At 64.1% G+C, this 21,488-nt stretch carries 21 protein-coding genes; 11 read left to right on the forward strand and 10 right to left on the reverse strand.

Going from position 1 to position 21,488, the window contains the following annotated elements:
- Positions 1-24 precede the first annotated feature (24 nt).
- The 5 genes from LZC95_21560 (at position 25) to LZC95_21580 (ending at position 4,589) form a co-directional block, all read left to right on the forward strand.
- Positions 25-963: an MBL fold metallo-hydrolase gene (locus LZC95_21560; protein ID WXA99395.1), complete on the forward strand. Its 939-nt coding sequence runs from the start codon at positions 25-27 to the stop codon at positions 961-963.
- A 25-nt stretch (positions 964-988) separates the two neighbouring features.
- A complete protein-coding gene (locus tag LZC95_21565) occupies positions 989-2,380 on the forward strand; it encodes an amidase (GenBank protein ID WXA99396.1) in 1,392 nt (463 codons plus the stop codon).
- 415 nt (positions 2,381-2,795) lie between these two features.
- Positions 2,796-3,206 carry a VOC family protein gene (locus LZC95_21570; GenBank protein WXA99397.1) on the forward strand — a complete coding sequence of 137 codons (411 nt, stop codon included), beginning with the start codon at positions 2,796-2,798 and terminating at the stop codon, positions 3,204-3,206.
- Between the two features lie 58 nt (positions 3,207-3,264).
- Positions 3,265-3,702 carry a MarR family transcriptional regulator gene (locus LZC95_21575; protein ID WXA99398.1) on the forward strand — a complete coding sequence of 146 codons (438 nt, stop codon included), beginning with the start codon at positions 3,265-3,267 and terminating at the stop codon, positions 3,700-3,702.
- Positions 3,703-3,731: 29 nt separating this feature from the next.
- Complete coding sequence (locus LZC95_21580) at positions 3,732-4,589, forward strand: SAM-dependent methyltransferase (GenBank protein WXA99399.1); 858 nt, start codon at positions 3,732-3,734, stop codon at positions 4,587-4,589.
- Here the strand turns inward: LZC95_21580 and LZC95_21585 are convergent.
- Positions 4,586-5,134: an NUDIX domain-containing protein gene (locus tag LZC95_21585; GenBank protein WXA99400.1), complete on the reverse strand. Its 549-nt coding sequence runs from the start codon at positions 5,132-5,134 to the stop codon at positions 4,586-4,588. The two genes, LZC95_21580 and LZC95_21585, sit on opposite strands and share 4 nt — an antisense overlap.
- 17 nt (positions 5,135-5,151) lie before the next feature.
- On the opposite strand from LZC95_21585, the gene LZC95_21590 reads away from it, so the two are divergent.
- On the forward strand, positions 5,152-6,267 hold the full coding sequence (locus LZC95_21590; protein WXA99401.1) for a winged helix DNA-binding domain-containing protein: 1,116 nt from the start codon (positions 5,152-5,154) through the stop codon (positions 6,265-6,267).
- 133 nt (positions 6,268-6,400) lie between these two features.
- Here the strand turns inward: LZC95_21590 and LZC95_21595 are convergent, their stop codons facing one another.
- Complete coding sequence (locus tag LZC95_21595; protein WXA99402.1) at positions 6,401-7,066, reverse strand: O-methyltransferase; 666 nt, start codon at positions 7,064-7,066, stop codon at positions 6,401-6,403.
- A gap of 42 nt (positions 7,067-7,108) precedes the next feature.
- On the opposite strand from LZC95_21595, the gene LZC95_21600 reads away from it, so the two are divergent.
- The 3 genes from LZC95_21600 (at position 7,109) to LZC95_21610 (ending at position 10,695) form a co-directional block, all read left to right on the forward strand.
- Entirely contained in the window at positions 7,109-7,555 is a 447-nt protein-coding gene (locus LZC95_21600) for a CoA-binding protein (protein ID WXA99403.1), read from the forward strand.
- Positions 7,552-8,541: a macrolide 2'-phosphotransferase gene (locus tag LZC95_21605; protein ID WXA99404.1), complete on the forward strand. Its 990-nt coding sequence runs from the start codon at positions 7,552-7,554 to the stop codon at positions 8,539-8,541. The genes LZC95_21600 and LZC95_21605 overlap by 4 nt, the downstream gene beginning before the upstream one ends.
- A 255-nt stretch (positions 8,542-8,796) precedes the next feature.
- Complete coding sequence (locus tag LZC95_21610) at positions 8,797-10,695, forward strand: protein kinase (protein ID WXA99405.1); 1,899 nt, start codon at positions 8,797-8,799, stop codon at positions 10,693-10,695.
- A 74-nt stretch (positions 10,696-10,769) separates the two neighbouring features.
- On the opposite strand, the gene LZC95_21615 is transcribed toward LZC95_21610, so the two are convergent.
- On the reverse strand, positions 10,770-11,285 hold the full coding sequence (locus LZC95_21615; protein ID WXA99406.1) for a hypothetical protein: 516 nt from the start codon (positions 11,283-11,285) through the stop codon (positions 10,770-10,772).
- Positions 11,286-11,550: 265 nt separating this feature from the next.
- On the opposite strand from LZC95_21615, the gene LZC95_21620 reads away from it, so the two are divergent.
- Together LZC95_21620 and LZC95_21625 are read left to right on the forward strand one after the other, a co-directional pair.
- Positions 11,551-12,402 (forward strand): hypothetical protein, encoded by an 852-nt coding sequence (locus LZC95_21620; protein WXA99407.1) that lies wholly within the window; start codon positions 11,551-11,553, stop codon positions 12,400-12,402.
- Positions 12,403-12,417: 15 nt separating this feature from the next.
- A complete protein-coding gene (locus tag LZC95_21625) occupies positions 12,418-13,794 on the forward strand; it encodes an ABC transporter substrate-binding protein (protein WXA99408.1) in 1,377 nt (458 codons plus the stop codon).
- Positions 13,795-13,824: 30 nt separating this feature from the next.
- Here the strand turns inward: LZC95_21625 and LZC95_21630 are convergent, their stop codons facing one another.
- The 7 genes from LZC95_21630 to LZC95_21660 form a co-directional block, all read right to left on the reverse strand.
- Positions 13,825-15,159, reverse strand: a complete 1,335-nt coding sequence (locus tag LZC95_21630) for an MFS transporter (protein ID WXA99409.1) — start codon at positions 15,157-15,159, stop codon at positions 13,825-13,827.
- 4 nt (positions 15,160-15,163) lie between these two features.
- Positions 15,164-16,513, reverse strand: a complete 1,350-nt coding sequence (locus tag LZC95_21635) for a dicarboxylate/amino acid:cation symporter (protein ID WXA99410.1) — start codon at positions 16,511-16,513, stop codon at positions 15,164-15,166.
- A gap of 470 nt (positions 16,514-16,983) precedes the next feature.
- Positions 16,984-17,442: a hypothetical protein gene (locus LZC95_21640; GenBank protein ID WXA99411.1), complete on the reverse strand. Its 459-nt coding sequence runs from the start codon at positions 17,440-17,442 to the stop codon at positions 16,984-16,986.
- 13 nt (positions 17,443-17,455) lie between these two features.
- Positions 17,456-17,755 (reverse strand): PTS sugar transporter subunit IIB, encoded by a 300-nt coding sequence (locus tag LZC95_21645; GenBank protein ID WXA99412.1) that lies wholly within the window; start codon positions 17,753-17,755, stop codon positions 17,456-17,458.
- A gap of 21 nt (positions 17,756-17,776) precedes the next feature.
- Positions 17,777-19,576 carry an HPr family phosphocarrier protein gene (locus LZC95_21650; protein WXA99413.1) on the reverse strand — a complete coding sequence of 600 codons (1,800 nt, stop codon included), beginning with the start codon at positions 19,574-19,576 and terminating at the stop codon, positions 17,777-17,779.
- On the reverse strand, positions 19,573-21,021 hold the full coding sequence (locus LZC95_21655; protein WXA99414.1) for a hypothetical protein: 1,449 nt from the start codon (positions 21,019-21,021) through the stop codon (positions 19,573-19,575). The genes LZC95_21650 and LZC95_21655 overlap by 4 nt, the downstream gene beginning before the upstream one ends.
- Positions 21,022-21,023: 2 nt before the next feature.
- Positions 21,024-21,476: a PTS sugar transporter subunit IIA gene (locus LZC95_21660; GenBank protein ID WXA99415.1), complete on the reverse strand. Its 453-nt coding sequence runs from the start codon at positions 21,474-21,476 to the stop codon at positions 21,024-21,026.
- Between the last annotated feature and the right edge of the window lie 12 nt (positions 21,477-21,488).

A 21,488-nucleotide genomic window follows, 5' to 3' on the forward strand; every position in this document is an offset into this window, starting at 1 on the left:
CCGAGAAGGCCCTAGACTCGGCCCATGACGAAGCACGAGCGCATCACCGTCGACAGCGACATCACGCCTCAGTTCACCGCCTGTTACCTCCGCATTGCCGGCGACGAGTGCGCTTTCATCGAGGCGCACACGGCGCACGCGCTCCCAAAACTGCTCGCAGCGCTGCGCACCCAGGGAAAAAAGCCCGAGGATGTGCGCTGGATCCTGGTCACGCACGCCCACCTCGATCACGCCGCCGGTGCCAGTGCACTCGTGGCGGCGTGTCCAAATGCCATCTTGCTCGCGCACCCGCGGGCGGCGCGGCACCTCATCGACCCGGAAAAGCTCGTACAGAGCGCCACCGCGGTCTACGGCGAAGAACGCTTTCGCCAGCTCTATGGAGAGATCGCTCCGATTCCCAAGGAGCGGGTCCGCACCCTCGAGGACGGTGAGAGCGTGCCACTCGGCGACGCCACCTTGACCGTGTTTCACACCTCGGGGCACGCGAATCACCACTTCATCGTCGACGATCCGCGGCTCGAGACCGTCTACACCGGCGACACCTTCGGGGTCATCTACCCTGCCCTGCAGAAGCACGGCCTGTTCGCCATCCCCTCCACCAGCCCCACGAACTTCGACGCCGCGGCCGCGAAAGCCAGCATCGAGCGCGTCCTCTCGCTCGGAGAGCGCTACGTCTGCCCGACGCACTTCGGCCCGTTCGAAAACCCGCCCGCCATCGCCCCGCAGCTCCTTCGCTTCGTGGAGCGCGCGGGGGCTTGGGTCGAAGAGGCATCACGCGGCGACGAGTCGCTCGAACAGATGACCGCCCGGCTCGCGCGGGCCTGGGAGAACGCCATTGCCGAGGAGGCCCCCGCCTTTGGCGAGGCGGAAAAGAAGCATTTGGCCCTCGATGTGGAGCTGAATGCCCAAGGGCTCGCTTTCGTTGCAAATGCCCAGCGCGCCAAGCGGCTTGCCAAAACGTGAGGCTCCCCTCATATTGTGGCGCACCATGGATGACGTTCTGGATGCGAGCGCGCTCGAGCAAGTCGAACTCCTTCGAGACGGCAAGGTCTCCAGCGAGGAACTGGTCCGCGGCTATTTGAAACGGATCGAGCGGCTCGATCCGAAGATCAACGCCTTCGTCAGCGTCCAGGCGCGCCGCGCGATCGCATCCGCGCGGTGGAAAGATTGGCTCCTGCGCCGCAATGGCCGGCGCGATCTGCCCGTCTTTCACGGCGTGCCCATCGGCATCAAAGATTTGAACATCGTGCGGGGCACGGTCACGCGATGGGGCTCGCGTGGATCGCTGCCCGTGGTGCTTCCCGTGGACGACTACACCGTGCAGCCGCTACGGCGCGCGGGGTTCGTCTTCCTGGGCAAGCTGGCCACCTCGGAAATCGGTGCCATGCCGGTCACCGAGCCGGATATCCACCCGCCCACGCGCAATCCCTGGTCACTCGACCACAGCGCCGGCGGCTCCAGCGGCGGATCGGGCGCGGCCCTCGCCGCGGGCATGCTCCCCGTCGCACAAGGTTCGGACGGCGGGGGCTCCATTCGTATCCCCTCGGCCTTTTGCCATCTGGTGGGGCTCAAACCGTCGCGCGGGCGTTTGCGCAACGCGTTCGGCGCCCCCGATGAGCGGATCCTGTACACCTCCGGGCCCATGGCCCACACCGTGGACGACGTCGCCGCGATGCTCGACGTGATGTCCGAGGTCTCCTTCGGACGCCCGCATTGGGCGCCTCCCCCACCGCGTCCCTTCGCGGAGCTCGCGCGCGAGCGCCCGTCGGGGCTGCAGATCCGCGTGCTCACGCGCACGCCCCTCGCCGACACGCACCCCGAGATCGTCGCCGCGGTCGAACGCATTGCCAAAGAACTCCAGGCCCTCGGCCACCACGTCGAGCCCGGCCCCCAACTCGAGGGCACGGTGGAGGAGTTCGCGCCGCTCTGGCAAACCTTGGTCAGCACCTTTCCGTTCGCGCGATGGAAGAACACGCAGCCCATCACGCGATGGCTCGTCGAGTCGAGTCGAAAGCACCCGCGCACCGCCATGAAGGAGCTTCACGCCTCCCTCGACGCGCGCTGGCGCCCCACGCTCGAGAGCGTGGATCTCTGGCTCACGCCCACCGTGCCACAGCCCGCCCCGCGCGTCGGTGCCTTCCGCGATCTGCCGCCCGAGCAGGCCTTCGCCGCCGCCGCCCAAATCGCCGGCTACACGGCGATCTTCAACCTGACGGGGCTACCCGCGATCAGCCTTCCCATCGGCCTCACGCAAGATGGGCGCCCCATCGGCCTTCAGATCGCCGGCCGCATGTTCTCCGAGGGCCTGCTGCTCGCCGTCGCCCGCCAGATCGAAGAACGCTTCCCCTGGCGCCACCGCCGAGCCCCGGCGCTTTCCTGAAGCGTCGTAGAAGAGGGAACCGCCAGGACGCCAGGGTCGCCAGTTTGAACCGACCCTGGCCTCTGATTTTTTGTTCTTAAAACAAAAAAAAGCCGTTTCCCCTGGCGATCCTGGCGTCCTGGCGGTTTCCTTCTTCTGCGGGTCCGACGCAGGACAAAATAAAAAAGGCACCGCGCAGGGCCCGGGGGGGGAAGGCCGTCAACGCGATGCCGTCCGCCTATAGAGCGAAGGCCGTGCCAGGAGCGCATGCGCGAATTTCTCGAGGTTTAGCGATTGCGCTCGCCTTGAATCCTTTCAAAAGTGAGATTTTGCCTTCCAACTTTGCGAAACGGAACGACGGCTTGGAGCATCGCCCGTTGCATCTACGCAAGAGTCGGCAAACGTCACCCTTGCCCCCTTTGAGGAGACTTCATCCATGATTCGGATCCGAGAAATCGATCACCTCGTCGTGCGCGTCGTCGACCTGGACGCGTCGTTGCGTTTCTACTGCGACGTGCTCGGCTGTCGCATCGAACGGCGGCAGGACGAAATCGGTCTCATCCAGCTCCGCGCCGGCACCTCCATGGTCGATCTCGTGCCGCTCGACGGAAAGCTCGGTCGCGCCGGCGGTGCGCCGCCCGGCGAGGAAGGGCGCAACATCGACCATTTCTGCTTCCGCATCGATCCCTGGGACGAAAAGGGCATCGTGAAGCACCTGGCCACGTTCGGCATCGATGCCGGCGAGGTCGCGCCCCGCTTCGGCGCCGAGGGCGAAGGTCCCTCGATCTACGTGCGCGATCCCGACGGCAACGTCGTCGAGCTCAAAGGCCCTCCCTATCGCAAGTGAATTGCGGTCTCGCCTTGACGCTACGCAACTCGTTTGCTACGAAGTTCGTAGTATCGAGATGGCCAAAGTCGATCGCGACGTCGAAGAGCTGAACGAGGCCGTGCATGCGCTGCTTCTGCGCATGCACGTGGCGCGTTTGGACCTGTGGTCCGAAAAGCTCGCCGGCATTGGCTACCTCGACTTGCACGCACTGTCCTTCGCCGAGGAAAAACCCGACCACACCTTGGCCGAGATGCGGGAGTTTCTCCAGGTCCCGCAAAGCACCCTCACGAGCATCATCGACCGGCTCGAAAAGCGGGACCTGCTGCGCCGGGCCATCCACCCGACGGACAAGAGGTCCTACCGCATCGAGCTCACCGACAAAGGCGTGGAGCTCCAGCAGGAGCACCATCGTGTCGAGCGCATGATCATGCGCCGCATCCTGGACGCGCTGCCCAACGGGGACGATCGCGGCGCGTTCATCAAGTTGTTTCGCAAGATCGCGAGCAAAGTCTGAGCGCGCTGCATGCGCAAGAAGGTGAATCCATGTCGGGCAATAAAACGAATTTCGTACCTTCCGAATCTAGTGCGAATGAGCTGTCCTTCATCGAAACGACCGCCCTGATCGTCGCGTACCACCGCTCTTTGGAGCATGCGCGACCCGATCGCCTCTTCGATGATCCGTTCGCGGGGGCCTTCGTGGCAGCTGCGCAGGCCGAGGGCATGGCCAGCGACACGATGCCGGCGGCCCCCACGGATTACTTCGCCGTGCGCACGCGGTTCTTCGATGAGTACCTATTGAAGGCGTGCCGTGCGGGCTGCCGGCAGATCGTGACCCTGGCGGCGGGCCTCGATGCGCGGGCGTTTCGCCTGCAGCTACCGCGGGAGGTGCGTCTTTTCGAGGTGGAGCTGGCCACCATGCTGCGCTTCAAGGAGAGCGTGCTCTCGACGCTGCGGGCACGTCGCGACTGCGATCGCGTCCTCGTTCCGGCGGATCTGCGCGACAACTGGCCCGCGGCCCTGGTCGAGGCGGGCTTCGATACCGCGTCACCCACGGCGTGGCTGGTCGAGGGGCTCCTCTTCTACCTGACCAACGACGATGGCGATCGCTTGCTCGAACGCGTCACGCAGCTATCGGCACCGGGCAGTTGGCTCGGCGTGGAACACGTCAACCGAGCGACCCTCGATGCGATGGGGGCCGTTCTTTCGCGGCTCGCACAGGGCGGCGCCCCATGGCAGTCGTTCATCGAGAACCCCGATGCGTGGATGGCACGACTGGGGTGGGTCTCCCGCGTCTCCCCGCACGACGAACTCGCGCTTCGTTACGGGCGTTCTCTGCAAATCGGCCCCTTTCCGCAGGGCGAGCCGCCGAAGGCGTGGCTCATCGAAGCAACGCGGGCCTAAGGTGCCTTGGCTGCCTCGAGAATGTCGACCAGCTGCTGCGAATGCTCCGCCGGTGCGCGCCACGCGGCATCGAGCACCTCCTCGGCCTGCAAGGTGATGGCCGTGTCCGCGACCTCGAAGAGGTAGCGAAAATCCCAGTGCTCGTGGGCCGGCTCGCCCTTCTTCGGGTTGGCCGGTATCCCGTGACGGTCGATGTGAACCGGCACCTCGTGCCACACGAGCGGTACCCGCAGCGCCTCGGGCGGGAAGCCGACCTCCTCCGCCAGCTCGCGCGCCGCGGCCCCAAGCAAGGTGCGGTCGACCGCCTCCAGGTGCCCGCCGGGCATGAGCCATCGATCGAGCGCGCGATGGTGCACCAAGAGCACGCGCCCCTCGGCATCGCGCACCACCGCACCACAGGTCACATGCCCGCGAAACTCGTGGCGTGACGTGACCTCGCCGCCTTCCGCGATGAGCGCGCGCAAAGGCTCGAGACCGGCGGCACGCTCGGGGAATCGCTCGGCGTAGAGATCGACGATTTCGAGCACGTGGGCGTGGCGGATCATGGAATAAGGTGAATGCCATGCCCGCGGCGCGAATGAAAGTGCTCGGTCCACGCGCCTTGAACCGCGCCCTCCTCGATCGACAAATGCTGCTCGAACGCCACGCGATCACCGCCTCGAAGGCGATCGAGCGGCTCGCCGGCATGCAGGCGCAGTCGCCGTACGCGCCCTATTTCGGCTTGTGGACCCGCCTGGCCGGCTTTCGCCCCGACGCTTTGTCGGTGCTGATCGAAAAGCGCCGCGCCGTGCGCATCGCCCTCATGCGTTCCACGGTGCACCTGGTCACCGCGCGCGATTGCCTCGCGTTCCGGCCCGTCGTGGCCGCCGTGCAGGAGCGCGCGCTCAGCGTCGGCACGACGTACGGCCGCGACATTGCGGGCATCGACGAGCGCGAGCTCGTGGCCACCGCGCGATCCTTGCTCGAGCAACAACCGCGCACCTTGGCGGAATTGGGCGAGCTTTTGCGCGCGCGCTGGCCGAAGTACGACGCCCACGCGCTCGCCTACGCCGTTCGCCTGCTCGTGCCGCTCATTCAGGTGCCGCCGCGCGGCGTCTGGGGAAAGGGCGGGCAGGCCCTGAGCACGACGGCCGAGTCGTGGCTCGCCCGCAGCTTCGACAGCGCATCCTCCGAGCCCGACGCGATGATTCTGCGTTATCTTGCCGCCTTCGGGCCCGCCAGCGTGCGCGATGCCCAGATCTGGTCGGGGCTCACCAAGCTGCAGGACGCCTTCGAGCGGCTGCGCCCGCGACTGCGCGTCTTCCATGACGAGGCAGGTCGCGAGCTGTTCGACCTTCCCGACGCGCCTCGGCCGGATCCCGAGATCCCTGCCCCGCCGCGCTTTTTGCCGGAGTACGACAATTTGCTCTTGTCGCACGCGGTTCGCACGCATCTCATCGCCGAAGAACACCGCCCGCACGTCTACGTGGCCAACGGCATGCGCCCCGCGGTCCTCGTCGACGGCATGGTGAGCGCGACCTGGAAGCTCACCCAAACGCGCCGCCGCGCCTCGCTGGCCATCGGGCCCTTCGTGCGGCTCTCCAAAAAGGACCAAGCCGCCCTCGAACGCGAAGGTAAGGCCTTACTCGCCTTCGCCGCCCCAGACACCGAACACGACGTCCGATTCACGGAGGTGTAGTGCCCGCGGCGCTCTCGGTGGCCGGTTTGATTTGAACAGGGAGATCGGGAGATCGGGAGCAGTGATTTTTGATCAAAAACTCCCGATCTCCCGATCTCCCGATCTCCCTGTCCATTCCTCAGGTGGACGTTTCCTACTCGACGACTGCGAGCACGAAGCCGTCGTAGCCTTTGACGCCGACGGTCTGCAGCGCGGTTGCGTTCACCCGTTTTTCGTTGGAGAGGCGCTCGTAGAGGCGACGGACTCCGCGAACGGCGGCGTCCTTGCTCGATGCATCCACCACGGCGCCGTGGCGCACCACGTTGTCGACCACGATGATGCTGCCGCTGCGGGCGAGCTTGAGCGCCCAGTCGAAGTAGCCCACGTTGTTCGTCTTGTCGGCGTCGATGAACACCAGATCGAACGGGCCGCGGTTCTCGGCCGCGATTTTCGGCAATGTTTCCAACGCCAGCCCAAGCCGCAGGTCGATGACCTTGTCGAGGCCGGCGCGTGCAAAATTCGCGCGAGCCACCTCGGCATGCTTCGGATCCGCCTCCAACGTGACGAGGCGCCCATTCGGGGGAAGCGCACGCGCGAGCCAGATCGTGCTGTACCCGCCGAGCGTGCCAATTTCCAAGATGGACTTCGCCCCCGCGATGCGTGCGAGGAGATGCAGAAACTTACCTTGTGCCGGCGAGACCTGGATCGCCGGCAAACCGGCCGCAACACTTGCTTCGAGCGTGGCCTCGAGCGCGTCATCCGCAGGAATGAGCGCGTTCGCGATGTAGTCATCCACCACAGCCCACGAGTCGTTCGTCATGTTCGGGATGCTAGGGTCGGCCCGATGCTCTATGGAAGATGCATGCATCCGATGGTCATCGACGATCCGCAGGGGATCGAAGAGCTGCTCGCACGCACGCACCGCATCGCGGTGCTCGGCATCAAGACGGAAGCGCAGGCCAATCAGCCAGCTTTTTACGTGCCGCAGTACATGCTGAACGCGGGCTTCGACGTCATACCCGTCCCCGTTTATTACCCGGATGCAAAGATCATCCTTGGCCGCCCCGTCTTCCGCCGTGTTGCGGATGTGCCGCCACCGGTCGACATGGTGAACGTCTTCCGCCGCCCGGAAGATCTGATGCCCCATCTCGACGACATCCTCGCTGCCAAGCCCGCAAGCGTGTGGCTCCAACAAGGCATCCGCCACGATGCTTTCGCCGAGCGCCTCGCGGAGAGCGGAATCACCGTCGTGCAGGATCGCTGCCTGATGGTGGAGGCCAGGATGCGCGGGACGCGGCTGCGCCGATGATCGATTCGGTTCAAGCCCTCCTCGATGCCGCCGGCCAACATGGTCTCGAGCTCACGGCGGATCACGACGATTTCGACAAGACCGGGCTCGATTTCCTGGTGGTGCACGCCAAGGACGCATCGGGCACGTGCTGGGTCGTGCGCACGCCCCGCCGCCCGGAGCTCCTCGAGACCGCCCGCATCGAAGCGCGCGCGCTCGAGCTCCTCGCGCCCAAGCTGCCGGTGGCCATTCCCGAATGGCGAATCCACGCCGACGACGTGATCGCGTATCCGCGGCTTCCCGGCACCCCGGCGGTCACGCTCGATGGATCCGGTGCGCCACAATGGCATCTGGATCCAACGGCCCCATCGGAGTTGTTCCTCGATTCGTTCGCCGGCGCACTCGCCGCGCTGCAAAGTGTCGAGGAGGCCTCCGCCCGAGAGGCCGGCATTCCGACCAAGCCCATCGAGGCTGCCCGCATCGCCCTCGCCCGATCCATGGATGAAACGCGGGCCGCTCTCGCACCGAGCGATGCCATTTGGTCACGCTGGCATCGCTGGCTCGAGAACGATGGCTTATGGCCGGATTACTTGACCTTGGTTCATGGCGATCTCCATCCGGGTCACATGCTGCTGGACGCGGAAGGACGGCTTTCGGGTATCCTGGATTGGACCGAGGCGTGCGTCACCGATCCCTGCATCGACTTTGCGATGTTCTTCGGCTGCTTCGGACGCAGGCCCCTCGAACGGCTCGTCGAACGATTTGCGATGTGGGGTGGGAGAACGTGGCCTGGGCTCGTAGCCCACGCCGCAGAGCGTTGGGCATCGTTTCCTGCATTGGTGGCGGAGTGGGCATTACGAACCGACAACGAAGCCATCTTGGAGCACGCCCGAGCGCACCTCGCATCGGTGACGCAAAATCTGGAAAACCTGCAGAACCAGCAAGACCTGCAAGGCCAGGCCGACTTCGCAGACGAGATGCCAAACGAACCTTTGCCAATCGACTGACGGCAACTCGAGTGACCATCCGTGCGACATGCAGCCTGTTTTTCGAGGGTCCTGCGGTTCGGCTGCTCTCGATGCGCGTGGGCGACGGCCTTGGCCCGCCTCGGTCCGCCTCCCACCTCGAAAAAACTTTGGGGGTAGTCTGCTCAGCTTTTGAGCGTTACGGCGAATGTCGTGTTAGCCTAATGTCGAAGTTTTTTATGGGAAGTATCCCGAGCAGCTCCGTTCTAAGCGTTCTAGCGGCAGTGGAGAGGTGGCATGGGGGAGCCCAACCGGGCCAGTAGCAGCATGGTGCTTCCGACAATCGGTCGTTACCGAATCATCGCGCAGCTCGGTGCGGGCGGCATGGCCGAGGTGTACCTCGCGGTCATGATGGGGCAGCGCGGCTTCAACAAGCTCGTTGTCTTGAAAGTGCCCCGCAGCAACGTCGCAGCGAACCCGGGCTTGCTGGGCATGTTCATCGACGAGGCTCGGGTCGCTGCCCGCCTCAATCACCCGAACGTCGTCCAGACGTACGAAGTCGTTCACGAAGAAGAGCGGGACATCATCGTCATGGAGTACCTGGACGGGTACCCGCTCAGCAAAGTCATCGCCCAGGGGCGCAAGCTGGGGTCGCAGCTTCCATTGTGGATGCATTACGAGGTGCTCGTCCATGCGATGACCGGCCTGCACTATGCCCACGAAGCGAAGGACTTCGACGGCTCGGCGCTCAACCTAGTTCATCGGGATGTCTCGCCACACAACATCTTCGTGACGTTTGATCGGCAGGTCAAAATCCTCGATTTTGGAATCGCCAAGGCGCGCACCTCCACGCACGAGACGGAGGTCGGCACCTTCAAGGGCAAGGTGCGTTACATGCCCGCCGAGCAACTCACGGGCAACAACGTGGACCGACGGGCCGACATCTTCGCGCTCGGGGTCGCCATCTGGGAGGCTGCCGTCGGCGAGCCACTCTGGAAGGGCAAAAGCGACATCGAAGTCATGGGCGCTTGCCTCGCGGGCGAAGTTCCCATGCCGCGGGACGTGAATCCTGACGTGCCCCACGCGATCGATCTCATCTGCCGCCGGGCCATGGCCCACCGCAAGGAAGATCGGTACGCCACCTGTCTCGAGCTCCAGGCGGATCTGGAAGCTTACCTGGCAAGCCTCCCCGGCTCGAAGGGCCTCAAGCCCATCGTCGGCTACATGCAAATGCTCTTCGCCGAGCCCCGGGCCGAACGCCAGGCGTTGATCGATCGTCAGCTCGCCAAGGCGGAATTGCTCACGGGCGAATACCCGCATTTGGGCAGCACGTCGGCGTCCCAAGTGGGCATTCTGCCCTCGATTCCGCTCATTTCGGCGGCCCGGAGCGAAAGCGATCCGCACCTCCCGGTAGGCCAATCGCTCTATCCGGACCTGACGTCGGCCTCCGGCGCGACGATGAGCCGTTCGCGCATCACCGCGCAGCAGCCGCAGCCGCGGCGCAAGGTCGCCTTCCTCGCGCTGGCCGTGTTGGCCTTTGCCGGCCTCGTCGCCGTATGGTTGATTTTCGCGCGCAAGAACGAGCAGCTTGCGGACACGGGTCTGGCCAAGGCCGGCGAGCACAAGCTTCCCGCGACCTCGGAGATCTCGACGCAGGAGCCCAACGCGTTGAAGGTCACCGTCTTCGTCCGGGCGGAACCGAGCAGCGCAAAGCTGTACCTCGACGACAGCACCACACCGCTGGACGCGAATCCGCAGATCCTCTCGCTGGTGAAGAACTCGGTGCACACGATCCGGGCGGAAGCCAAGGGCTACACGCCGAAGACCATCGGCATCACGTTGGAGGCCGACAAAGAGGCCCTCGTCGTCCTGGAGAAGGACAAGTCCGAAGCCCCGTCCTCCTGGTCGCGTCCCTCACGCGGCAGCAAGGGCTCGGCCGCCGCCGCCAAAGAGCCTGCGCCATCCGTCGAACCTGCGCCCGCAGGCCCGCCGGGATTCCTCACGATCGACACCTACCCGTGGACGCACGTGTCCGAAAACGGCCGTGCCCTCGGCCAAACGCCGATCGTGCGCCTCGCATTGCCGCCGGGCGATCACGTCCTCGTGCTCGAGAATCCGGAGCAGGGTTTGAAACAGACCTACCCGGTGACGATCAAGAGCGGCGAGACGCTGAATCGGCGTCTTGGATTGAAGTAGCGCTTTTCAGCGGAGAGCTTGCCGCGTACCGCGCTCGATGTCGTTCGAGCGCGGTCGCGATCTGCACGAATATTCTACTGACACTCGCCCGCGCAGAACTTCGTCAACGCGGTGCACGTCGTGCCGTTGATCAATTTTTGGGCCGCATTCGGGTCTACGGGAACCAGGGTAATCGGCTCCGCGAAACTGCCCGATCCTAGCGTCAGCTTGGAGCAGCCAACCATCACGTCTTTGCCGTCTGCACCGAGGCCCACCACGCCGACGGCGACTTTGCCAAAATTGACTTCCGGCACCTTTACGCTGCTCGGAGCGCGAACGAGCGTGCACGTGTCGAAGGGCTGGCTCGACTTCGTCCACACGTCTCGCCATTTTCCGGTGGCCGTACGCCCGGTCACTAGGTCGTTGCACTGAGTGTCGCTGCCGTTGGGAAACACGAAAATCTCGAGCTTCTGCGTGACGACGGCCAGTTGGGGATTCGAAAAGTTAATTTTGAGCTCCCCTTGGGTGGGGGGATCCTCGCTTGAGCTGCAGCCCACCGCGACGAACGATGACGCCACCAGGATGGAGAACAGAAAGGAAGTCACTCGCACGGAACTCACCCCTTTTGCCGAACCTACCATAGTGCATCCTATCATTGCTGAAACTTGCGGCGGTGCCCACCTTTTGAGAGACTCCGCACTCTAGGATGTGTCGACTCTATACGCCCAACCTCGTGGGGACGAGGGGCGGGGCCTCCGAGGACGAGGCTTTCATCCCGGTGCGGAAGGTCTAGACGACATGAAATGCTTATCGATCCCAAGAAGAATCCGAACCAACACCTTCGTTGTCTTGGTCACGTGTGCATCGCAACTCGCGATGCCTCTCAGCTTCGCGCAGGGTGCACCCACGGCCGTGAGTGCCGCTGGCGTCGACGATGAATTGGCCGAGGCCGAAAAGTTGGTCGCCAACGTCGACTTCGAAGCGGCGATCCCGGTGCTCGAACGCATCTCGAAGCGCAATGGGCTGACGCACGAGCAACTCATTCGCACCTACCGCAACTTGGCAACCGCACATGCCGTCGTGGGCCACGCCAATGTCGCACGCGATATTTTCGTCAAGTTGATCGCCATCGATCCCGACTTCAAGATCGACCAGAACATGAGCCCGCGTGTGAAAGCGCCATACTTCGAGGCGCGCGGGTCCTGGAGTGCGCAATCGATCAAACCGGGCATCGAAGCGACGGCGCAAGTCCATCGCAGCAGCGATACCCGCGTCACGGTCACCTTGCGCGATCCCATGCGGATGGCAAGCAAGGTGGTGGTCGGCTACCACTGGGAGGGAAGCGATCCCTTCACGGTCAAAACCTCCGGGGCGACCGCCACGACGACCCTCGTGGTTCCGCCACCGAAGGACAAGTCGACCTACCTGGAAATCTACGCGCAAGGATTGGACGCGAACGACAGCGTGCTGTTCGAGAGCGGCAGCCCCGCGAAGCCTATCGTCATCGAGGCGCCGGCGTCGGCACCCGCCGGAGCGCTCGCTGGGAGTGACGGAGGCCAGAACGACCATTCGTCGTCGATCTTCGCAAGCCCAATCTTCTGGATCGTGGCCGGCGCCGTCGTCGCAGGTGGCGCCGCGGCTGCGTACTTTGCGCTGCGTCCGTCCGATCCCGCGAAGGGCCAGCAACTCGTCCCGACGGCTTATTGCGGCGGCGCCCCCTGCCCTTGAAATAACGGTGCAATCATGAACAGAAAAGTCTCACTTTCGCGCATTGGGGCGATCGTTCTCTTTGGGGCTTGTGGCTCCACGTTGCTCTTGGACCAAGTCGCGTGTTCGAAAGAGGACGTGCCTCCTGCGAGTCAGGATACGATCACGATCGGAATGTCGGCGGCGTTGACGGGCGGCTATTCGGGCGTCGGCAAGGCCATGGCACAGGGCGCTCAAACCGCCATCGATCTGATCAACTCGAAGGGCGGTGTTCTCGGCCGGCCGCTCCGGTTGGACGTGCAGGACGACCGAAGCAGCAATGCGGACGACAACGGCTTCGCGACCCTGAAAGAAGTGTTCAATGGGTTCCGTGACAGGAAGGTCTCGGCCATCATCGGGCCGGGGGCCAGCGTTCAAACCACCGAAGCGCAAAAGATCACCTTTCCTGTCCCGATTCTCCAGATTTCAGCCTGGTCCACCGGTGTAGGCATCAGCGATCTCCAGCAACCCTGGCCAAGCCGATACCTCTATCGCACGGCGCCTTCCGATGTTTTCCAGCGGATCGCCATGAAAAAGAGGATGCAGGAACAGGTGTCTGACGGAACGGATGGAGGCACCAAGGCGCGTTGCAGTGCACCGTTCCTCGTCTACGCGTCGGATCCATTGGGGCTCGGGTTTTCCGAGTACTTCATTCCCCTCATTGGGGAGCAGAACACGCTCAAGGTCGATACAGGTCAACAAAGCCAGTACACGCAGGCCGTTCAGAAGATTCGCGCGGCCCGTCCCCTACCGGACTGCGTGCTCTTCGTCACGTACGAGCAAGTTACGGCGGCCTTGATCATCGAGCTCAAAGCTCAATACAAACCGACGGAAAAGCTGCAATTGATCGGCACGGACGCGACCTACGATCCGGGATTCCTCCGGGACGTGGGCAACCTCAAGCTGGTCGAAAACATGATTGGCGTGGTGCCGGACACACGGCCTCGAACGCAATCCTTCGCCGCATTCAGCCGCATCTTCCACGCTCAGAGCGGTCCGGGAGACGCGGCAGATGATCCCCCGCCGTTCGCCTCGAGCGCTTTCGACGCGGCCGCCCTCATTGCCCTCGCCATTCAAAAGGCCAAAACCGCCGACAATGCCGAGGCAATTCGCAATGCGCTCGTCGAGGTATCGCGCGGATATCCGGCCGATAAACCCGGCAAGTCGGGCCAGGTGCAACTCGTGCGGCCCGACTCCATCGCCTTGGGGTTGAGCGTGCTGGCCGGGGGTGGAACCATCGACTACGACGGTGCGTCCGGCACCGTGGATTTCGACGAAAAGGGCGACATCCGCAGCGGTTACGTCAAGTGGGAGATCATCAACGGAAACTTCGTCGACGTCGACCGCTTCACACAAGACGAGCTCAACGAATAGCGATCAAACGACGTAGTCCGACGGCGCGGGTCAGGTATCCCTATCCAGCAGTGACGTCTTCTTCGTGTCGGTCATGCGCAGGTATGCGATGAGCGACACGAAGATGCACGCGCTCACGTACCAGTAGAAATACGGCTCGTGGCCTTTGTCTTTGAACCAAAGGCCCACGTATTCGGCGGTGCCGCCGAAGATGGCCACGGTGATGCCGTATGGGAGTCCGACGCCGAGGGCGCGGATTTCGGTGGGGAACAGTTCCGCCTTCACGATGGCGTTGATCGACGTGTAGCCGCTGACGATGACCAGGGAGATCATCATCAGGGCAAAGGCCACCCAGGTGCTCTTCGTCTCGCTCAAGGCGGTGAGAATGGGCACGGTGCCCAGGGTGCCGAGAATGCCGAAGCCGAGAAGCAGCGGACGCCGGCCGATGTGGTCCGAGACGAAGCCGAACAGCGGCTGCATGAGCATGTAGAGGAAGAGCGAAACGAAGGCGAGCAACGTCGCGGTGTCCTTGGGCATGCCCACGGAGTTCACGAGGAAGTTCTTCATGTACGCGGTGTACGTGTAGAACGCGACGGTGCCGCCCAAGGTGAGGCCCACGACCAGGAGGAGCGCCTTCGGATGGCGCATCAACTCGGCGATGGTGCCCTTGCGCTCGCGCTTCTCTCCTTGGTCCCCTTTTTGGGCATTGAACGATTCGGTCTCCTCGAGGCGGCGGCGCAGGTAGAGAGCCACGATGGCGAGAACGGCGCCGATGGCGAAGGGGATGCGCCATCCCCATGCGGACAACTCCGCGGGGGTGAGCACCAAGCGTTGCAACACGAGCTGCACGGCCAACGCGGCGAGGTGGCCGCCGACCAACGTGACGTATTGAAAGCTCGAATAGAAGCCGCGCCGATCGCGGGTGGCGACCTCGCTCAGGTACGTGGCCGAGGTGCCGTATTCGCCGCCGACCGAGAGGCCCTGAAGCAGGCGCGCCGTGACCAGCATCACCGGCGCGGCGATGCCGATGGTCGCGTAGCCCGGCGTGAGCGCGATCATCAACGAGCCGAACGACATGAGAAACACCGACGACGTGAGCGCAGCCTTGCGGCCGACCCGGTCGGCGTAGCGACCGAAGACCCAGCCGCCGATGGGGCGCATGAGAAAGCCCACCGCGAAAATGGCCGCCGTGTTGAGAAGCTGCGCCGTCTGGCTGCCCTTCGGGAAGAACGCCGGCGCGAAATACAGGGAAAAGGCCGAGTACGCGTACCAATCGTACCACTCGACCAAGTTGCCGATGGAGCCACCGAAAATGGCGCGCAGACGCCAGCCGACGTCATGGGATTCGCGCGCGCGTTCGGAGGGCGTGGCGTCGGCGGTTACCATAGGATTATGCCCCCTCACCTGCTGGTCCGGCGGCCGGCGCTTCCGGTGTGGCTTCTGCGGCTTCTGCGGCCATTTCGAGCCGCTCCGGATCGAGCTTCAGGCGCTCGGCGAGTTTGTCGCGGTCGAGCTCATTTTCCCATCGTGCGACCACCACCGTGGCCACGCTGTTGCCGATGATGTTCGTCAGCGCGCGGGCCTCGCTCATGAAGCGATCGATGCCCAGGATGAGCGCCATCCCTGCCACGGGAACGTCGGGCACGACGGCGAGCGTCGAGGCCAAGGTGACGAAGCCCGCCCCGGTGATCCCCGAGGCACCCTTGGAGGTGAGCATGGCCACGACCAAAATGGTGAGCTCCTGCCCCAGGGTAAGGTGCGTATTGGTGGCCTGCGCAATGAAGAGCGCCGCCATCGTCATGTAAATGTTCGTGCCGTCGAGGTTGAACGAATAGCCCGCGGGCACCACCAAACCGACGACCGACTTGGAACAGCCGACCCATTCCAGCTTGGTCATCAGCTTGGGCAGTGCACTCTCCGAGGAGCTCGTCCCGAGCACGATGAGCAGCTCCTCGCGGATGAAGGCGATGAGCCGGAGCACGCTGAACCCCGCCATGCGCGAAATGGCGCCGAGCACCACCACGATGAAGAGGATGCACGTCATGTAGACGGACCCCATCAGCTTGGCCATCGGAAGAAGCGACGCGATGCCGTACTTGCCAATGGTGAAGGCCATGGCGCCAAAGGCCCCGAGGGGCGCCACCTTCATGATGATATTGACCACTCCGAATATCGCTTTTGCGCCGAGCTCGATGAAATGCAAAATCGGTTTGCCGCGTTCACCGAGCGCGCTCACCGCGAAACCAAAGAGAATCGCGAGGAGCAGCACCTGCAAAATCTCGCCTTTGGCGAAGGCGTCCACCACCGTGGTGGGGATGATGTTCAGCAGAAAATCCACCGTATGCTGCCCTTTGGCGCGGGTGGTGAATTCGGCGATTTCCTTGGTGTCCAGCGTGTGCGGGTCGGCATTGAAGCCGGCGCCGGGTTTGATCACGTTGGCCACGACCAATCCAATGCCCAGCGCAAAGGTGGAAACGATTTCGAAGTACAGAAGCGCTTTGCCACCGATGCGCCCGATCTTCTTCATGTCCTGCATGCCGCCAATACCGGCGACGATGGTGCAGAAGATGACCGGCGCAATGATCATCTTGATAAGCTTGATGAAGCCATCACCGAACGGGCGCATCTCGACGGCGAGCTGGGGCCGCACGTAACCAAGCACCACGCCGCACGCGATGGCGAAGAGGACCTGGACGTACAGTATCTTGTAAAGAGGCTTCTTTTCGGCGGCGGAGATCATGGTCGGAAAGCGCAGCTTCTCACCGCACGTACGTTCGGGACTACCTCCAATTTCGCAATTTTCGCTGTTCCGACGAGTCGGGAGTGAAAACCGTCAGCTCGAAGATCCATACATCGCGCATGCCCACGCGCCCTTCGTAGACGTGAAGCTCACTCTGCAATCCACGACGCGATGCGACACCTTCGATTTGCTCCGCCAGCGTCGAGACCGGCGCGGGACACTTCGCCAATGGAGTGGATTGGGCTTCGTGCGAGAGCGTTCGCAAATCACGCGCAGCACCTTCGATTTCGACAGCGAGACGGGTCAACAATGGAGGCCAGTACCGACGCGGCATCATGCCCATCAACATACTGAACAAACGCCCAGCGTCAAATCCATCCACCGATCGCGGCGTTGTCGAGGGAGATTTCACATGAAGGCGGGAAGGCGGGAAGGTTTTTTGATTGGGGAAACCGGTCCCAGCGGAAATCCTAACCCCTTCCCGCCTTCCCGCCTTCATGTGAAATTCTCTTCTGGTTACCGAGCGCCTCGAGCTTTCCAACGAGTTCCTCGAAGCCCTCGAGGTCGCGCAGGAGCCAATAGCGACCCTGCCATGGCGGGGCTGGGGCGATTCGAACGAGCACGCGATCGCGAACGAGGAAGCGGCGCACGCGAATGGACGCGACCTCGTGCATATCGAAACTGTGACGACGTCCATAGCGACGGAATGTCAGTGTGGAATCGTCGAGCTCGATCTGACTCGGGAAGTGCAGCGTGAGTGCGCCCCAAGCGAGGACCAAGGGAATGGCCACGCGAAGGGCGACGGCTACGGAGCCGAGGGTGCCCTCGGGTGTCCACTCGAGCAGCGCCACGAACACGGCTGCGAGCAGCGCATCTTGGCCGACCAGCGATACGCAATAGTGACGCCGCGCGTACGAAAACCGATGCATCCCTCGCCCACGCTCAAGCGCTGAGAAGCTTGACGATGCGCTCGATGTCCTTGTCGATACCGATGCCGGTGAGAAAGCTCACGGTTCGAACGATGGGTTTTCCCTTGGAGTCGCCTACTTCCGTGGTGGAAACGACCAGATCGAAGCCCGAGATTTTGCTTTCCACTTCCGAGGCTTTGCATTGCTCGATTCGAACGAACAACCCGCGCGCACGAAGAAGCTCGCCCAGCTTTTGAACGACCACCGTGGAGGTTGCGATCCCCGAGCCGCAAGCAACCAAGATTTTCTTCACGCTCCAAGAATCGCCGAGCATGGATGCCGCAGCAAGGGGTTGTCACCGATTCCGTGGACCTTCGGTTTCACCCAAAGCCACCTTGACCGACGCGATGCGTTCACATGCCACGCTGAGAGCGTCTACGCCGAGGCCGACGAGCTGCCGTGCCATCTCCGGATGTCCTGCGAGTTCTCCACAAACCGTGACCTTTCGGCCCGTTGCATGGGCTCCGTCGACGATGGTGCGAATGACGACGAGGAGGCGCCCATCGTGCAACGACAACTCCGGCGATACTGCACGATCGACGCCAAGCACACTTGAGGCAAGATCGTTCGTGCCAACGGAGATGAAATCGGATACGCGCGCGATGGACTCGATGGCGCCTGCGGCCTCGTGTGTCTCGATCATCGCGCCCACCGGTGCATCGCTTTCCAAACCTGCGCGCACGCGCGCAATGTCCTGCGCCGATCGCGCCATGGGAACGAGAACCTGAACGTCTCCATGTTCACGCGCGCGATCGATGGCCCGCAGCTGCACCTCGAGCACGCGTGGGTGCGCGAGCAAAAGCTCCACGCCCCGGGCATCTCCGGGCAGCCACGGCAGCGGCTTGTCGCCGCCCGCATCGAAGAGGCGCACGATGCACGGCTTGCCCGAGACCCGGTTCGCCAAGGCCGCGTACACGCTGGCCTGCTCCGTTTCGCCCGGTGGGGAACGGCGGCCGCTGAAGAGGAGTTCCGTTCGCACGAGGCCAACGCCATCGGCGATGGACGGGATGTGCTCGTTCAAGGTGCCGACGTTGGCCCGCACCGGCGTGACCAGCCCCGTCGAGCACACGGCGTGCGCGATGGATTCGTCGCGGCGCTTCTGCGCGACCCATGCATCGTGCCGTGCGCGCGCGGCCTCGAGGAATTCTGCACTGGGGCTGCTCCAGAATTGGCACGATGTCTCGGTGCACTCGATGACGATGGTCTCGTCGCGCCGGATGGCCGAGACCACGTGCGCGGGCGCGAACACCAGCGGAAGCCCTCGCCCGCGTGCCAAGATGGCCGCGTGCGAGGTGTAGCCCGGGCCGGTGTCGCCTTCCGCGATGATTCCGCGAAAGGAACGCGGCAGGCCGACGAGCAGCGACGGCGTCAGAACGCGGGTGACGAGGATGCGATCGCCCTCGCCCGCGAGCAGCTCGGCGGTGACGAGATCGACACCGAGAAGCACCGCGCGCACGCGCTCCAGTGCATCGCGAACGAGATCGCTCCGCTCGGTGCTCGCCGAGGCCGCGGCCGCGTCGAGCGCGAGCACGGCGCTCATGCCCGCCTCCAGGTTCGGCAAGGTGGCGTTCATCAGCTCCGTCAAGATGACGAAGAGCGGTTCGAAGAGCTGCGCCTCGGGCGGCGGCAAGCCCGCGATCATGCGATGCAGTTCGCTCTGCGCGCGCGCGAAGGCAGCATGCACGCGGCGCCGGCTCGAGGGAATGTCGTCCGAGATGCTGTAACCGGGCATCGACTCCGGCGCGGCCTCGGCCACGGTGGTGAGGAGCAGCGAGGCGCGTCCGATGGCCATGCCTGGCGCGGCCGCCGTGGCGATTTCGGGCAGCGCATCGGTGGAGAATCCGTGGTGGATCAGATCGGACAGGCGCTCCAGCGCCAGGGCGGCATGTTCTCCGCGTGCGACGAGGCGCACGGTGCTGCCTCGAACGGCGCCCAGCTTGAGCACCTCGAGGATCTTTTTGGCATTGGCGCGCCGCTCCTCGAAGACGATCTCGATGGCAGCGCTCTGACGCGACGCGAGCCGCACGAGCATGCTCGCGGGGCGCGCGTGCAGTGGCTCGGGGAGCTCGATGTCGATCGCCTGCTCGTCCGTCACGAGTCCTCGTCTGTTTCGTCGATATCGTTCGTGCCGCCCAACTCGTCGATCTCGTTTCTGTATTGTGCGCGCATCTCCCCGCGTACCCAATACCAGGCGCCGGCGTAAATCACGCCGACGGCGAGGGCGCGCCAAAAGCCGGGTGTGCCCGGCTGAAAGAGGTTGAGCACGATCCAGGGCAGGATGTGGCTTCCCAGATCCAAGGCGGACCATTCTTGGTACTGCGAGGCCAGCTGCGTCGTGGCCTCGGGACGAACCCCGGCCGTGTGCGCCAGCTCGGTGGTCAACGGGCCCAGGCTGGTGCCAATCCAGAGAATGGGCACCATGACCAGGATGGCGTTCACCAGCCCGCGCACCATGTTCCCGCGCGAAGCGGCCACCGCCCAGAGGACGAAACATGGGAGCGTGGCCAAGTCGGCGAACGGAAGCAGGCGATTGCCCGGCAGGAGCACCGCAACGACGAGCATGATGGGCACGCAAAGCAGTGCCACGGCCATGTTGGCGGGGTGCCCGAAGACGACGGCCGCATCGAGACCGATGAACAAGTCGTGCCCGGGGAGCCGCTTGCGCAGGTATTCGCGCGCGCCCTCGGAAACCGGGATGAGCCCCTCCATGAGGATGGCCACGACCTTGGGCAGCACGATGAGCACCGCCGCCATGGTGACGGCCAGCGTGGAGACTTCTTTGAACCACGCGCCATAGCGGTGTTCCCGCCATAGCGAGATTCCGCCGAGGGCGCCGATCAACGCGCCGAGGGCCGCGCCCATGAAGATGGGCTCTCCCATGATGCCGAGTCGGCCGCGGATGGTCTCGGGACGGATCTCCAATTTGGAGAGACCTGGAATGCGCCGTTCGATGCGCTCGAGCGCGTACATGAGCGGGGCCCAATTCACGCTCTCCGTGTGCGGCAGGGAGATGCCGGGCAAACCGAAATGGTGCTCGATGGCCGGCGCGGTCCAATCGGCCAGCTTGAAGACGATGAAGGCCGTGATGCACGCCCCCACGACGCCCAACACGATGGAGTGGGTCGCCGCATGAATGAGGGCGCCCGTGTAGATGAAGTGCCAATAGTTCCACAGGTCGACGTCGACCGTGCGCGTGACGCGGGTGGCCACCAAAATGACGTTGAGGACGAACACCGACGGAATGAGCGCCGCCGAAATGGGCGATGCAAAGGAGACCGCGGCGCCCATGGGCCAGCCCACGTCGAGCACATCGAGCTTCAGGCCCAGCACGCTGGCAAAGGCCATGGAGCGCGGGCCCACCACGCCGATGAGAAGCCCCACCACGAGGCCGATGGCCACGAAGCCCACGCCGACGGTGAGTCCCGCGCGCAGCGAGCGCGCCATCCCCTGCTTGAGCACGAGCCCGAACAGCGTGATGAAGATGGGCATCATCACGGGCGCGCCCAAGTCCAAAATGTAGCGGACCGTCGCCTCCAACATGGTCACCCCCCCTTGAGAGCCTCCCCGAGCACGCGCGCGAGTTCGTCCGCATCGCCGGCGGCGGCGAGTGCCTCGCGCAGCGCTCGATCTTGCAACGCCGCCACCAACTCGGCGAGCTCGCGGGCCGTCTCCGTCGTCGCGAAGGCCGGCACGATGACGATGGACACGTCGAGCACCGTTTCCGGAGCGCCCATTTCGCGAAACGCCACGGGCGCATCGAGCGTGAGCACGGCCACGCTCGACGCGATGACGTGGGACGCGTCGACGTGGGGAAGCGCCACGGCGGGGGCGTCGAACGGCAAGCCGGTGGGCAAGTGTTTCTCGCGCAGGATGCACGCCGGTCCAAAGGACGGGCGCACCCTACCCCGGGCCACCAGCCGCCCGGCGATTTCCAAGATCGCATCTTCCGCGGAGCTGGCGCTGGACCTGGCGATGCACCACCCCGCGTCGATCATGAGCTCGTAGAT

It is taken from the genome of Sorangiineae bacterium MSr12523, from assembly GCA_037157775.1.
Classification (GTDB): Bacteria; Myxococcota_A; Polyangia; order Polyangiales; family Polyangiaceae; genus Pendulispora; species Pendulispora brunnea.

Excerpts from the sequence above, each read along its gene's own strand:
- LZC95_21565 (WXA99396.1), top strand. The coding sequence starts at position 989 with ATGGATGACGTTCTGGATGCGAGCGCGCTCGAGCAAGTCGAACTCCTT.
- LZC95_21590 (WXA99401.1), top strand. The coding sequence starts at position 5,152 with ATGCCCGCGGCGCGAATGAAAGTGCTCGGTCCACGCGCCTTGAACCGC.
- LZC95_21660 (WXA99415.1), bottom strand. The coding sequence starts at position 21,476 with ATGATCGACGCGGGGTGGTGCATCGCCAGGTCCAGCGCCAGCTCCGCG.
- LZC95_21560 (WXA99395.1), top strand. The coding sequence starts at position 25 with ATGACGAAGCACGAGCGCATCACCGTCGACAGCGACATCACGCCTCAG.
- LZC95_21575 (WXA99398.1), top strand. The coding sequence starts at position 3,265 with ATGGCCAAAGTCGATCGCGACGTCGAAGAGCTGAACGAGGCCGTGCAT.
- LZC95_21655 (WXA99414.1), bottom strand. The coding sequence starts at position 21,021 with ATGTTGGAGGCGACGGTCCGCTACATTTTGGACTTGGGCGCGCCCGTG.
- LZC95_21625 (WXA99408.1), top strand. The coding sequence starts at position 12,418 with ATGAACAGAAAAGTCTCACTTTCGCGCATTGGGGCGATCGTTCTCTTT.
- LZC95_21620 (WXA99407.1), top strand. The coding sequence starts at position 11,551 with ATGCCTCTCAGCTTCGCGCAGGGTGCACCCACGGCCGTGAGTGCCGCT.
- LZC95_21595 (WXA99402.1), bottom strand. The coding sequence starts at position 7,066 with ATGACGAACGACTCGTGGGCTGTGGTGGATGACTACATCGCGAACGCG.
- LZC95_21585 (WXA99400.1), bottom strand. The coding sequence starts at position 5,134 with ATGATCCGCCACGCCCACGTGCTCGAAATCGTCGATCTCTACGCCGAG.
- LZC95_21610 (WXA99405.1), top strand. The coding sequence starts at position 8,797 with ATGGGGGAGCCCAACCGGGCCAGTAGCAGCATGGTGCTTCCGACAATC.
- LZC95_21640 (WXA99411.1), bottom strand. The coding sequence starts at position 17,442 with ATGCATCGGTTTTCGTACGCGCGGCGTCACTATTGCGTATCGCTGGTC.
- LZC95_21635 (WXA99410.1), bottom strand. The coding sequence starts at position 16,513 with ATGATCTCCGCCGCCGAAAAGAAGCCTCTTTACAAGATACTGTACGTC.
- LZC95_21570 (WXA99397.1), top strand. The coding sequence starts at position 2,796 with ATGATTCGGATCCGAGAAATCGATCACCTCGTCGTGCGCGTCGTCGAC.
- LZC95_21630 (WXA99409.1), bottom strand. The coding sequence starts at position 15,159 with ATGGTAACCGCCGACGCCACGCCCTCCGAACGCGCGCGCGAATCCCAT.
- LZC95_21600 (WXA99403.1), top strand. The coding sequence starts at position 7,109 with ATGCATCCGATGGTCATCGACGATCCGCAGGGGATCGAAGAGCTGCTC.
- LZC95_21645 (WXA99412.1), bottom strand. The coding sequence starts at position 17,755 with ATGCTCGGCGATTCTTGGAGCGTGAAGAAAATCTTGGTTGCTTGCGGC.
- LZC95_21580 (WXA99399.1), top strand. The coding sequence starts at position 3,732 with ATGTCGGGCAATAAAACGAATTTCGTACCTTCCGAATCTAGTGCGAAT.
- LZC95_21605 (WXA99404.1), top strand. The coding sequence starts at position 7,552 with ATGATCGATTCGGTTCAAGCCCTCCTCGATGCCGCCGGCCAACATGGT.